The sequence below is a fragment of the Paracidovorax oryzae ATCC 19882 genome (assembly GCF_000687165.1).
Lineage (GTDB): Bacteria > Pseudomonadota > Gammaproteobacteria > Burkholderiales > Burkholderiaceae_C > Paracidovorax > Paracidovorax oryzae.
Genome location: NZ_JMKU01000011.1, coordinates 1 through 13,097, shown reverse-complemented (window position 1 = coordinate 13,097; position 13,097 = coordinate 1). Strand labels below are relative to the sequence as shown.

Annotated in this window: 13 protein-coding genes; 10 read left to right on the top strand and 3 right to left on the bottom strand. The window is 67.5% G+C overall.

Going from position 1 to position 13,097, the window contains the following annotated elements; translation table 11 throughout:
• Positions 1–62: 62 nt before the first annotated feature.
• From T336_RS0110695 to metC, 9 genes are all read left to right on the top strand, one after another.
• Positions 63–914, top strand: coding sequence for a transporter substrate-binding domain-containing protein (locus tag T336_RS0110695; protein ID WP_156957835.1), 852 nt, complete (start codon positions 63–65; stop codon positions 912–914).
• Between the two features lie 99 nt (positions 915–1,013).
• Complete coding sequence (locus tag T336_RS0110690; RefSeq protein WP_026432536.1) at positions 1,014–1,934, top strand: transporter substrate-binding domain-containing protein; 921 nt, start codon at positions 1,014–1,016, stop codon at positions 1,932–1,934.
• Positions 1,931–3,439, top strand: coding sequence for an FAD-binding oxidoreductase (locus T336_RS0110685; protein ID WP_051647122.1), 1,509 nt, complete (start codon positions 1,931–1,933; stop codon positions 3,437–3,439). The genes T336_RS0110690 and T336_RS0110685 overlap by 4 nt, the downstream gene beginning before the upstream one ends.
• Positions 3,436–4,722 (top strand): aminotransferase class I/II-fold pyridoxal phosphate-dependent enzyme, encoded by a 1,287-nt coding sequence (locus T336_RS0110680; protein WP_026432534.1) that lies wholly within the window; start codon positions 3,436–3,438, stop codon positions 4,720–4,722. Before T336_RS0110685 ends, T336_RS0110680 begins: the two co-directional genes overlap by 4 nt.
• The gene (locus T336_RS0110675) at positions 4,719–5,471 is read left to right on the top strand and encodes an amino acid ABC transporter permease (RefSeq protein ID WP_026432533.1); all 753 of its coding nucleotides are present in this window, start codon (positions 4,719–4,721) and stop codon (positions 5,469–5,471) included. Before T336_RS0110680 ends, T336_RS0110675 begins: the two co-directional genes overlap by 4 nt.
• Positions 5,461–6,279 carry an amino acid ABC transporter permease gene (locus tag T336_RS0110670; protein WP_026432532.1) on the top strand — a complete coding sequence of 273 codons (819 nt, stop codon included), beginning with the start codon at positions 5,461–5,463 and terminating at the stop codon, positions 6,277–6,279. Before T336_RS0110675 ends, T336_RS0110670 begins: the two co-directional genes overlap by 11 nt.
• Entirely contained in the window at positions 6,266–7,135 is an 870-nt protein-coding gene (locus T336_RS0110665) for an amino acid ABC transporter ATP-binding protein (protein ID WP_026432531.1), read from the top strand. The genes T336_RS0110670 and T336_RS0110665 overlap by 14 nt, the downstream gene beginning before the upstream one ends.
• 41 nt (positions 7,136–7,176) lie before the next feature.
• Positions 7,177–7,818 (top strand): cysteine dioxygenase family protein, encoded by a 642-nt coding sequence (locus tag T336_RS0110660; RefSeq protein WP_026432530.1) that lies wholly within the window; start codon positions 7,177–7,179, stop codon positions 7,816–7,818.
• The gene (metC, locus tag T336_RS0110655; RefSeq protein ID WP_026432529.1) at positions 7,815–9,083 is read left to right on the top strand and encodes a cystathionine beta-lyase; all 1,269 of its coding nucleotides are present in this window, start codon (positions 7,815–7,817) and stop codon (positions 9,081–9,083) included. The genes T336_RS0110660 and metC overlap by 4 nt, the downstream gene beginning before the upstream one ends.
• 290 nt (positions 9,084–9,373) lie before the next feature.
• Here the strand turns inward: metC and T336_RS25030 are convergent, their stop codons facing one another.
• The 3 genes from T336_RS25030 to T336_RS0110640 all read right to left on the bottom strand — a co-directional run bounded on the left by T336_RS25030 (position 9,374) and on the right by T336_RS0110640 (position 12,900).
• Positions 9,374–11,365 (bottom strand): ATP-binding protein, encoded by a 1,992-nt coding sequence (locus T336_RS25030; protein WP_051647121.1) that lies wholly within the window; start codon positions 11,363–11,365, stop codon positions 9,374–9,376.
• Between the two features lie 259 nt (positions 11,366–11,624).
• The gene (locus T336_RS0110645) at positions 11,625–12,407 is read right to left on the bottom strand and encodes a DUF4062 domain-containing protein (RefSeq protein WP_026432528.1); all 783 of its coding nucleotides are present in this window, start codon (positions 12,405–12,407) and stop codon (positions 11,625–11,627) included.
• Between the two features lie 4 nt (positions 12,408–12,411).
• Complete coding sequence (locus T336_RS0110640; RefSeq protein ID WP_439822736.1) at positions 12,412–12,900, bottom strand: RipA family octameric membrane protein; 489 nt, start codon at positions 12,898–12,900, stop codon at positions 12,412–12,414.
• A gap of 53 nt (positions 12,901–12,953) precedes the next feature.
• On the opposite strand from T336_RS0110640, the gene T336_RS25025 reads away from it, so the two are divergent.
• Positions 12,954–13,097, top strand: a 144-nt coding sequence (locus tag T336_RS25025) for a helix-turn-helix domain-containing protein (RefSeq protein WP_156957834.1), incomplete at its 3' end; no start/stop codon positions are given.

The window sequence follows — 13,097 nt, the reverse complement described above, 5'->3', positions numbered from 1 at the left end:
GTTCGCTCACCCATGGGCGCCTTTCTCGCTCCGACTCTTTCCTGCCAACGATGCACCACGCCATGCGCCACGCTCCCGCCACCTTTCGCTCCCACGCCCCGCTCCTGGCCGGCATCGCTGCCGTGCTGACCCTGATGGCAGGAACTGCCCATGCCGACGCCACGCTCGACAAGATCCGGCAGCGCGGGAAAGTCTCCATCGGCGTGCTGGTCAACGGCGGCCCCTTCGGCTCCATCGACCCGGCCAGCCAGCAACTGGTGGGCTGGAACCCCGAGCTCGCCCGGGCGCTGGCCAAGGGGCTGGGAGTGGAGGCCGACCTGGTGCAGGTCCAGACGGCGACGCGCGTGCAGTTCCTGCAGGCCGGCAAGGTCGATCTGCTGATCGCATCGATGGAACTGAACCCCGAGCGGGCCGCCATCCTGGGCTACGCGCCCACCCCGTTCTACCGCGTGGGCGGCACGGCCGCCGTGCGCAAGGACAGCGGCATCCAGAAATGGGAAGACCTGCGCGGCAAACCGGTGTGCCTGTCGCAGGGCAGCAGTTACGCCAGGCCGCTCACCGCCGAGTACGGCGCGCAGGTGCAGGGTTTCAAGACCGCCTCCGATTCGCTGCTGGCGCTCCGGGGCGGCAACTGCGTGGCCGCCGTGCATGACAGCACGCTCATCCATCCGCTGCTGCGCACCAACGCCGAGTGGAGCCAGTACGCCGCCCCGATCACCAGCGAACTGCTGCCCGCCCCGTCCGTGGTGTGGACCCGCAAGGGCGAGGCCGACACCATCGCCGCGGTGGACAAGGTGGTGCAGGACTGGCACCGCACCGGCTGGCTGATCGCCACCGAGAAACGCCTCGGCATCGAGTCGGCCAACCCGCTGCTGCCCGAACTGCAGGCGAAGTTCCAGGTCGGGGCCCACTGAGCCCGGCAACGCCCCGCCTTTTCCACTCCAGCCTCGTTCCTGGCTGCCACAGCCCCGCCTGCAGCGGGGCGGGGCAGCGCTTTGCCCGGATACCTGCCCATGCCATCCCGCCGCCACGCCCGCTTCGCATCCCTCGTCCCCCTCGCTGCCGCGCTGGCAGTGGCCACGCTCGCCAACGCCGCGCATGCCGACGCCACGCTCGACAAGATCCGGCAGCGCGGCAAGCTGGCCGTGGGCATCGACGGCGCCAGTCCGCCCTTCGGCCGCCTCGATCCCGCCACCGGCAAGACCGGCGGCTACCAGACCGCGCTCGCGGCCGACATCGCGCGGCGCCTGGGCGTGCCGCTGGAGACGGTGCCGGTCACCGCCTCCACTCGGGTGCAGTTCCTGCAGAGCGGCAAGGTGGACCTGCTGATCGCCAACATCCAGTGGACGCAGGAGCGCAGCGAGATCCTGTCGTTCGCGCCCACGCCCTACGACCTGGTCGGCGGCGCGGCGCTGGTGGCCAAGGCCAGCGGCATCACGCAATGGGAAGACCTGCGCGGCAAGGTGGCCTGCGTATCGCAGGGCAGCAACTTCGCGAAACCCCTGGCCGAAGCCCACGGCGCCGTGGTCAAGGGCCTGCGCGGCATTCCCGAATCGCTGCTGGCGCTCAAGGGTGGCACCTGCGCCGCGTCGGTGCACGTGCAGCCCGCTCTGTACGAAACCCTGAACGGCCCCAACGGCGGCGAGTGGAAGGACTTCGCGCTGGTCGGATCGCGCGACCAGCTGATCCCGTCGCCCACCGTGGTGTGGACGCGCCGCGGCGAGGCCGACACGCAGGCCTTCGTGGACCAGGCCGTGCAGGACTGGCACCGCTCGGGCTTCCTGCTGAGGCTGGCGCGCGAGAACGGCGTGCCTGACACCTGGATCGCCGAGCGTCACCAGCGTGCGCTCCAGGGCCGGTTCGACCGCGCGCCCTACGACTTCGCGGTGTATGCCACCGCCCAGGCCGCATCCGCCGAAGCGAGGAAGCCATGAGCCGCGCCGCGGCATCCCTCGCGGCCCTGGCCCGGGAAGGTGTCACGGCCGCTCCGCTGCTGGCGGAACTGCGCGATGCCCTGGGCACCGCCCACGTGCTTACAGGCGCGGATGCAGAGGGCCACCTGACCGACCAGCACCGCCGCCTGACGGGCCGCGCGCTGGCCGTGGTGCGCCCGGCCGACACGGCCCAGGTGGCGCAGGTGGTGCGGCTGGCGCGGCGCCACCGCACGCCCATCGTGCCGCAGGGCGGCAACACCGGGCTGATGGGCGCGGCCACGCCGGACGGCAGCGGCCGCGCCATCGTGCTCTCGCTCGCGCGGCTGAACCGCGTGCGCGCCATCGATACCGACAACGACACCCTGACCGTGGAGGCCGGCGCGGTGCTGGCCGCCGTGCAGCAGGCCGCGCGCGAGGCCGGCCGCCTGTTCCCGCTCAGCCTGGGCTCGGAGGGCAGCTGCACCATCGGCGGCAACCTGGCCACCAACGCGGGCGGCACACAGGTGCTGCGCTACGGCAACGCGCGCGAACTGGTGCTGGGGCTGGAAGTGGTCACAGCCGAGGGCGAGGTGTGGAACGGCCTGCGCGGACTGCGCAAGGACAACACCGGCTATGCGCTGCGCGACCTGTACGTGGGCAGCGAAGGCACGCTGGGCATCATCACGGCCGCCACGCTCAAGCTCTATCCGCTGCCGCAGTCGCAGCACACCGCCCTGCTGGCCTTCGGCTGCATCCACGACGCAATCGCCTTCCTCGGCGCGGCACGTGCGGGCTTCGGTGCCGGCCTGACGGCATTCGAGCTGATGTCGGATACGGCACTGGGCCTGATCGCGCAGCACGTGCCGGAGCAGCCGATCCCCCTGGCCCTGGGGGCACCCTGGTACGCACTGGTCGAGCTGTCGGACAGCGAAGGCGAGGAGCACGCACGCGAACGCTTCGAGGCCGTGGTGGGCCAGGCCTTCGAGGACGGGCTGGTCGCCGATGCCGCCATCGCCGAGAGCCTGGCGCAGGGCGAAGCGCTCTGGCGCCTGCGCGACGAGGCCCTGGGCGAGGCGCAGAAGCGCGATGGCCGCAACGTCAAGCACGACGTGTCGGTGCCGATCTCGCGCATTCCCGACTTCCTCGCGGCGACGGCCGCGGCGCTGGAGGAGCGATTTCCCGGCGTGCGGCCCGTGGCCTTCGGGCACCTGGGCGACGGCAACCTGCACTACAACGTCTCGCACCCCGCAGGCGGCTCGCCGTCGGACGTGTTCGCCGTGGAGGACGCGATCCACGAGACGGTGCACGACAGCGCACACGCCCACGGCGGATCGATCAGCGCGGAACACGGCATCGGCCAGACCAAGCGCGACCTGCTGCCCCGCTACAAGAGCGCGGTCGAGCTCGACCTGATGCGGCGGCTGAAGGCCGCGTTCGACCCGCTCGGCCTGCTCAATCCCGGCAAGGTCCTGCCACCCGCAGCCACGCCACTGCGCCTGCACCCCGAAGAAAGCCCTGCCCCATGACCTCCGCACCCACCTTTCCGCTGTCGCAACGCGTGCAGCGCGCACGCCTCTCGCCCAACGCCGCCGCCAGCGCCCGCGCAGCGGCCCTCGCGGCCCAGGGGCGCGACGTGATCAGCCTGACCACCGGCGAGCCCGACTTCGACACGCCCGAGCCCATCAAGCAGGCCGCCATCGCCGCCCTGCAGCGAGGAGACACCAAATACACGCCCACGCCGGGCACTGCGGCGCTGCGCCAGGCCATCCGCGCCAAGTACGCGCGCGACTACGCGCTCGACTACTCCACAGGCCAGATCATCGTGGGCAATGGCGGCAAGCAGGTGATCTACAACGCCTTCGCCGCCACGCTGGACGCGGGCAGCGAGGTGATCGTGCCCGCCCCCTACTGGCCCTCGTTTCCGGACGTCGTGCGCGTGAACGACGGCACGCCCGTCATCGTGCCCTGCGACATCGGCGCGGGCTTCAAGCTCACGCCGGCCGTGCTGGAGGTCGCCATCACCCCGCGCACGCGCTGGCTGGTGCTGAACACGCCGGGCAACCCTTCGGGCGCGCTCTACGATGCGGCCGAACTCGCCGCCCTGGCGGAGGTGCTCCGCCGCCACCCGCAGGTGCTGGTGCTGCTGGACGAGCTCTACGAACACATCTGGTTCACGCCCGAAGCACCGGCGCACTGGCTGCAGGTGGCACCCGAACTGAAGGAGCGCACGCTGCTGGTGAACGGCGCCTCCAAGACCTATGCGATGACGGGCTGGCGCATCGGCTGGGGCGCCGGCCCCGCCGCCCTCGTGCAGGCCATGGTGGTGATCCAGTCGCAGGCATCGTCCGGCCCCAATTCGGTGGCGCAGGCCGCCGTGGCGGCGGCGCTGGAGTCGGCCGACCAGTCGTTTCCCGCCCAGGCGCGCAGTGCCTATGCGCGCCGTGCGGAACTCGTCACGCAGGCCGTCAACGCCGTCCCGGGGCTGTCGCTGCTGCCACCCGGCGGCTCGTTCTTCGCCTTCGTGCACTGCGGGGGTCTGATCGGCCACGTGCGGCCGGACGGACAGGTGATCCGGACCGACTCGGACCTGACCGAATGGCTGCTCGAATCGGAAGGCGTGGCGGCCGTGGACGGCCCCTCCTATGGCCTCTCGCCCTACTTTCGCATCTCCACCGCGGCGAGCGACGCGGTGCTCGCGGATGCCACCGCCCGCATCGCCCGCGCCGTGGCCGCGCTGCGCCCGCCGCAGGCTGCGCCGGCGCCAGCCCCCACGGCGGAGCGCGTGCCGGACGCCGAGGCCGCGGCATGAGCGACCCGAGCCTGCTCGCCCAGGGTGTGGACGCGCTGCGTGGCATCGGCCTGAACTATGCCTTCGTGCTCGACGCCGCCGAGCGCCAGGCCTTCGTGCGCGGCATGGGGGTGACGGTGCAGCTGGCACTGCTCACCATTCCCTGCAGCCTGGCGGCCGGGGTGGTGCTGGCGGCCTGCATGACCTCCGGGCGCGCCTGGCTGGCCGGCCCGGCGCGCGCCTTCGTCGAGGTAACGCGCAACACGCCGACGCTGGTGCAGCTGTATTGCGCCTTCCTCGTGCTCAACATGCTCATCACGCAGCAGCTGCGCGACTGGGGCGCAGGCCAGAACCCGCTGACGCCGTTCGTGTGGGTGGTCGTGGTCGTCTCCCTGCACAAGGGCGCATTCCACGCCGAGGCGCTGCGCGCCGGCATCGAGGCCGTGCCCGCCACCACGCTGGAGGCCGCGCGCTCGCTGGGCTTCTCGCAGCGCCAGCTGCTGGCGCGGGTGCAGCTGCCGCTGGCCGCCCGCTTCGCCCTGCCCTCCCTGGTGAACAACCTCGTGGACCTCGTGAAAATGACGGCCGTGGCCTCGGCCATCGCCGTGGGCGACGTGACGTACGAATCAATCATGATCTGGTCGCAACGCGACAACGTGCTCGAACTGCTGCTGCTCATCCTGATCTGGTTCGGCCTGCTGACCTGGCTGGTGAGCCTGGCGGGCCGCTGGCTCGAAGAACGCTGGAGGATGCCCGGTTATGGCCAATGACGCCGTCCTGGGGCCGGTGCCTGCCGCCCCTCTCCTGCATGCGGTGCGCAGCAGCGCACGCAACCCGTGGCTGCTCGGCGCGGTGGCGGCCCTGGCCGTGGTGGCCGCGTGGAATGCCACCGGCACCACGCCGCGCGCTGTCGGGCACCTGTGGAACTGGCTGCCGGCGCTGCTGCGCGGCCTGTGGGTGAACATCGAGATCAGCATGCTGGCGGTGGCGCTGGGCTCGGCCGCGGGCCTGGTGGTGGGCGCGCTGTCGCTGTCGCCCGTGCATGCCGTCCGCGTGGTGGCGCGCTGCTACGTGCAGGTGTTCCGCAACGCCCCCATCCTGGTGCTCATCTACTTCACCACCTATGTGTTCCCGTTCGAGGTGCACCTGGTGCAGTGGACCTTCCCCTTCCCAGACTGGGTGAAGGTGGTTCTGGGCCTGGCGCTGCCCACCAGCGCCAACGTGGCGGAGATCTTCCGCGGCGCGATCCAGTCCATTCCCGCCGCGCAATGGGAAGCCGCGCAATCGCTCGCCTTCCGGCGCAGCCAGATCTTCCGGCTGGTGGTGCTGCCGCAGTGCGTGCGCCGCATGCTGCCGCCGTGGATGAACCTGTACGCCAGCATCACCATGAGCACCTCGCTGGCCTCGCTGGTGGGTGTGCACGACGTGGTGGACACGGCCCAGATCGCCAGCAACACGGTGGCGCGCACGGACTTCACCATCCTGGTGTATTTCACGCTGCTGGCGCTGTTCTTCGCCTACTGCTACCCCATCGCCCGCGCCACGCGCGCCCTGGAAAAACGCCATGAACGCCACTGACGCCTTCCTCACCTCCCTGAAACCTCCTGCGCAAGAAGCCATCGCCCCCCTCGTGCACCTGCAGGACGTACACCTGTCCTTCGGCGACAACGCGGTGCTCCAGGGCATCGACGTGCAGGTGCGCCGCGGCGAGGCGGTTTCCATCATCGGGCCCTCGGGCTCGGGCAAGTCCACCATCCTGCGCTGCATCACCGGCCTGCTGCGGCCGCAGCGCGGAGAGATCGTGGTGGGCGGCACGCGCGTGGACCGGCTGCGGACGGAAGCGGACCTGATCGCGCTGCGCAAGCGCGTCGGCTTCGTGTTCCAGCAGTACAACCTGTTTCCCCACCTCACGGTGCTGGAGAACCTGGTGATCGCGCCCACCCGCGTGGTCGGCCGCGACCGCGCCGCGGCCGAGCGGGAGGCGCGCGCCCTGCTCGACAAAGTGCGGCTTTCGCACAAGGAAACCGCCTACCCCGGCGAGCTTTCGGGCGGCCAGCAGCAGCGCGTGGCCATCGCGCGGGCACTGGCCATGCAGCCCGAGCTGATCCTGTTCGACGAGGTGACCTCCGCCCTGGACCCCGAGACCGTGGGCGAGGTACTGACCGTGATCCGCGACCTGGTGAAGGACGGCATGACCTGCGTGCTGGTCACGCACGAAATGCGCTTCGCCGAAGAGGTGAGCGACCATGTGTACTTCACCGAGGCCGGCCGCATCGTCGAGCACGGCCCCGCCGCGCAGATCTTCGGCAACCCGCGCAGCACGCGCACCCGCGAGTTCCTGCAACGCGCGCTGGGCGAAAGCGCCCGGACGCGCCAGGCTCCCGCCACCCCCACCCCGCCGCTGGCCTTCAACCAGCTGCGCTTCGCCCTCTGACCTTCCATCTGACACCGCTACCGCCATCCTCCGGAGAACACATGACCACGACCTCCACCCCCACCGCAGCCACGTCCACCGCCGAGCGCCGCCGCCAGGCCGTCGATGCCGCCCTGGCCGACGTGCGCCGCCTCACCGCGCAGGGCACGCCCGACCGTGCCGCGCTCTCGGCCATCACCGGGCGGCTGGAGCAACTGGCCGCGCACAGGGACCTGTTCAGCCGCGCGGACTTCCCGCCGCCCGCGGAGACGGCCGGCGTGGGCGCCTCCACGCGCTACCGCCTCAACCCCGCGGACGGCGACGGCGGCCTGGCGCTGTACCTGAACTCCATCAACCCCGGCAAGACCACCGCACCGCACAACCACACCACCTGGGCCGTGATCGTGGCCGTGGAAGGCCAGGAGGTGAACCGCCTGTACGAGCGCACCGACGACCGCAGCGACCCCGCCCGCGCGCGCATCCACGTGGCGCGCGAATTCACCGTGCAGCCCGGCGCGTCCATCGCCTTCCTGCCCGACGACATCCACAGCATCGCCGTGGTGGGCACCGAGCCCACGCTGCATTTCCACCTGTATGGCCAGCCGCTGGAGACGCTCACGGGCCGCGTCGCGATCGACCCGGACACCGGCGAAGTCAAGAACTACAACGCCGCCTACTTCCGCCCCAGCGAGGCCGTGGCATGAGCGGCCCCGATATCCGCCAGCACGGCAACCCACCCCCCGCGCCGCTCGGCGCCGCCACCCGGCTGCTGCATGCCGGCGCGCCCGCGCTGCGCGGCGGCTCCGGCCCCGTGAACGTGCCCGTGGTGCGCACCAGCACCGTGCGCTTCGGCAGCACCGCGGACCATGCTGACCATCACCATCGCCGCACCGCGGGCGAGCGCGTGGCCTCGTACGGCCGCCACGGGCTGGACACGCACCGCGCGCTGGAAGACGCCGTGACCGCGCTGGAGGGCGGCCACCGCGCCTTCCTCGCGCCCTCGGGCCTGGCCGCCATCACGCTGGTGCTGGTCGCCCTGCTCTCGCCCGGCGACCACGCCCTGGTGGCCGACAGCGTGTATTCGCCCGTGCGGCGCGTGGACGCCACGCTGCTGCAGCGCCTGGGCATCACGCTCGAATACTTCTCGCCCTCGCGGGGCGACCTTGCCGCGAAGATCTGGCCGAACACCCGGCTGATCTACGTCGAATCGCCCAGCTCGCTGCTCTACGAGGTGCTGGACCTGCCCGCCATCACCGCCGTGGCACGCGCGCGCGGCATTCCCGTGGCCACGGACAACACCTGGAGCGGCGGATGGTTCTGCCAGCCCCTCCGGCTGGGCGCGAACATCTCGATCCAGGCGGCCACCAAGTACATCGCCGGCCACTCGGACGTGATGCAGGGCATCGTCGTCACCGACTCGGAAGAGCTCACCGGCAGGATCGCCACCGCCTACGAAGCGCTCGGCCTCACCGTGGGTGCCGACGACGCCTACCTGGCCCTGCGCGGCGTGCGCACCCTGCCCGTCCGCCTGGCGCAGCACCAGCGCCACGCCACGCGGGTGGCCGAATGGCTGCAGGAGCAGCCGCAGGTCGGGCGCGTGTTCTACCCGGCCCTGCCCTCCGACCCGGGGCATGCGCTGTGGAAGCGGGATTTCAGCGGGGCGAGCGGGCTGGTGTCGTTCGCGTTCGCGGACGGCAACGGCGGGAATGGCCACGGCGGCGTGGATGCGCGCGGCGCGAATGCGTTCGTGGATGCCCTGCGGTTTTTCGGCATCGGGGCGTCGTGGGGTGGGTACGAAAGCCTGGCGCTGGTGGCCCAGCCGGAGCGGCTGCGGGAGCACAGTGCGTGGACGGGGACTGCGCCGGTGGTGCGGCTGCATGTGGGGCTGGAGGATCCGGAGGACTTGATTGGGGATTTGGAGCAGGCGCTGGGGAGGGTGGCGACGCGGGGGTGGTTGGCGGCGGCGTGAGGGGAATGGCGGCTTTGCAGCGGCTGGAGCCGCTGCTGCCCCAACAGCGAAGGAGTGGTCTGGGGCAGTCTGCGGGCGCTGAGGCTTCCGTAGCACGCCTGGCTCGAACGTCCGCACTGGAGTGCAAAGCAGACCTACGGCGACGACACGCGAAGGACAGCATTGGGTCGTTACTGGCCAACACGAACGACCGCTGATGGGTATTTCAGGTTTGTAGCGCTGTCCCATCAAGCCTGCTGTCCGTCGGCAAATCCGCCCCTCCCGTTGCGCGATCTCAGCAAGCGAGGCGCTCATTTTGCCGCCGCGACTTCCTCTGCGCTAGCTGGGGCTGGCTCGGAATCAAAGACACCTTCCAAGTATTTGGCGTAGTGCTCTTGCAGATGCTTGAGAGAGGATCCTTTGTCGGCTTGGTATTCGAGCCGCTCTTGGAAGAACTTCATGCGGCTTCTGTTCTCCGCCAACACCTGGCCCCAGGTCTTCACAAAGATGCAAACGTTGTCCTTCTTGTGGATCAGGCCAGACTCGTCGGTCATGCGGAATTTCGCGTGCGGGCCGACATCGTCGCTGATGACCCAGAACACCCAAGACACCTTGACGTTGCGAAATCTCGGGTCATCCATGACCGAGGCGGCATAGCCCTCGATCTGCGAAATCTCGTCGGTGTTGACCTTGACCTTGGGCGCCTTCAACTCGACCACCAAGTGGGTAATCGAATCCGCGTTGTGCCGCCGCGTGGACCGAGACAGCATCAAGTCAACGATGCCGCGCTCCTGCGAGACGTGCTTGACCGGGGCGTCGACGACGATGTCTTCCCCGAGAATTTTCTTGTGCGAGCGCAGAACCTCGGTCAGCGATTGGTCATCGACCGACAGCATGAAGTCCTCGCCGAACATCCAGCAATTCTGGGCGACGATACGATGCAACTGGCTGCGCTCTTTGAGCCGCTTCTTGGGCTCGGGGTCGAACAGCACCGCTTCGATGCCGGTAAGGAACTTCAGCCGATCCGCCACGATCTTGGCGGAGCTAATGATCGACGACAGCGACACGTCGCGCAGCAGCTCGGCGAGCTCTTCTTGCTGGCGCTTGGGCAGCCGCAGCACTTCGTTCAAGATGACCTGCAGCTCCTCGGGGCTCTTCTCGATCGCCTGTCGGAGCATCCGAAGCTGAAAAGACTTGTTCTGCGGGGCGGAGCTGCCGAACTCCGGCAGATTCTTCGCGACGCTGACGGCCACGATCTCAAACACTTGCCGCTCGACCTCTTCCACGCGCGTGGTCGGATCGCCGTCGAAGGGATACACCTTCTCCGTCTTCCATTCCTCGACGTAGCTGCGCGCCTCCATGGCGGAGCGCTGCCGGAAGTAGTCCTTGATCGTCTTCTGGGCCTCGTCAATGGCCGCGACGACCGGCGTCTGCATCTCCGCAAGGTCAACAGTCCCCTCCTTCTGCGCGACCGTCAGATAGGAGGATTCGAGATAGGCTGTGAACTGGAAGTCGCCGATGTGAAATCGACGATCAACCTGCACCAGAGGGAACCGTTTCTCGTTGCAGAGAAACAGAGCCCGGTTGGACAGCCCTTTCCACTCAACGATCTCGAGCCGGACGGGATGCGTCTTTCCACCGACTTCGATGTCGGCCAGATTGATGGCCTTCCGGCTGGTGATCATTTGGGCCGGGTCAATGCGCTTGCCGCCAATCGTCACATTGACATCGGGATAGTCGGCCAAATAAAGGGCGAAGACTTCGGCCAATACGTGAATGCCAGCATCGCTCACAAACGAGCGGAAACCCTTGCGAGGATCGGAAATCGTCAGGGTGACGCCAGTACCAGTCGGCTTTGAGACTTCAACCTCATCGGAGATATTCACATGGCGAATGTCGTTGGCCGACATCGTGATCGAATACTTCCAAAGCTTCTCGTCGCGCTTGTATGTGACAGCCCATTCAGCGCGGGTTCCGATGGCGAACGCCTTGAACCGCCCCCGCCCCTCTTGGCCGTGCAAGAACCTTCCGGTTTCGGTGGAGCCTCCCGGCTTCTTCCATGACCCGCCGAGGCGCCGAAAGAACTCTGGCGCCTTTACCCTGGGAATTCCGTTGCCATCGTCTCGAATGATGACTTCCGAGAGGGTATCCATCTCGTTGTGCCCAAACGAGACAGAAACTCGGCCGGCATCCGCGTCCAGGCCGTTCCAAATAAGTTCAGCCAAGGCCTGCACTGGCTTCGCGCGAGTGATTTTTTCTAAGAAGTCCGACTGGACCTCGACCGGATACTGTTGCTGGGCCACGGCGATCTCCCTTTTTGCCCATATTCTCGCACTCGGATACGGTCTGCCATGGGTCAGGCGACGGCTGAGAGGCTGCTTGCAGGCAACTCATCGACCCTGCGAAAGACGATTGAGGGGCAGAAGTTCCAGTTCACCCGGGCCGCGACCGGTCATTCGCAGCCCGACGGCAGACGCCCGCCGGCGAGTCCACGGTCTCGAGGCTCAAGCGGTCGTAGCCGGCCTGCATCGGATGACTGGTGACGGCTGCAGCTAACGATCGTCACGGCTTTTCACGTTCGCGCGTGGAACGAGCGTCCTTCACCAGTTCCATCAGGGTCTCCTCAATCCTCATCAGGCTGTCGATCGCATCATCCAGCGACATGGGCGCGCCACGACTGAGAGTGAATGCCGCGGCCATGTTGTCACCACCTAGCAAGAACCCAAGACTCTCATGTAGCACTGAATCCGGTACGTCCTGCGTGCAAGCGCCGGAGACCTTCCCTTTTAAAAACGCGAACCGTGGTGGCGTCAGCCGATGCATCCGCGTCGCGGTCGCGGCAAGCTGAGGCAATATCTGGGCTCCGGGCGCCTTCTCTATCGATCCGACAAGCCGTACAACGTCTTGAGTGACCTTCGCTGCAAGATCCTCTGGCGAGGAAAATGCATTCACCACGTGCGCCTTCCTAAGTTGGCCTTTGAACGCCATCAGCTTCTCCGCGCCGGCACCAGTGTCAACAAACTTTGGAAGCATAGGGTGGTGGTCTTCGTCGATCAGATATATTAGCGTCGGAAGGCGAATGGCTTGCGCTTCCTCGTACTCGAGCTGGGTCATCGACTTCCCATCGTCGGGGTCGATGAAGCCGTATCGCATACCGATGATGCCGACGAAGATGTTCGAGGCTCGGACCAGTCGGAGACACTCAGCCTTGGGTGTGTCCGGAAGTGCCCCGAAGAACTCCATGGCCTTAAAGGTTAGCTCCAATCGGGCAATAGCGTCGCGTACATGGCGCCGGTGCACCTCAAGGTCCATGAACGTGCTGCTGACAAATATCGTCTGCGTCATACGCTCACATGCGCAAGGCCGACTGGACGGCAGCCCAATTCACTGATTTAACGAACACGATGACGTGCAGGGCCATAAAGATCCACGGCACGAGCGACTCGACGTGAGACAGTGGGCGATAGAGCATCGGGTTCGTTCCACGATCAACATACTTCCACTCGGCGTCGTACGGACGGATCGGCAGTCGCTTCTCTATCTCATGTACCACAGCCCATTTCGCGGTATTCAGGTTCCGGTACGACGTGATGATCACGTACCAGAGGTATGTCAGCGCGACTCCAGCGAGCGCAATGAGCCAGTGATGCTCACTCGTGTCCTTGACTGTGAGATACCCAACGAAGCCGAGGATCGCAGTGTTAACTGCCAGGAAGTACTGATTTGCCGTCGTCCGTCGCTGGCTTATGCGATCGGCCATCTCCACGTACAGCTTGTACTGATCGAGCAGGTGGCTGTACCACTTCTCGTTATGCGGGTACTCGGCGCCTTCTTTGATCGGGCGGTCTCCAATCTGAAGTGCAACACCTGAACCTCAGGTAACTTGCACAGATGACTTCGCGATACACGCACTTGCAGCCCGAAGAACGCCTCACGCTGGCCTCGCTGGTCCAGCAGGGATGGAGCGGGCGATCCATCGCTCGCCTTCTCGGGCGCAGCCCCAGCACCGTGTGCCGGGAACTGGCGCGCAACAGC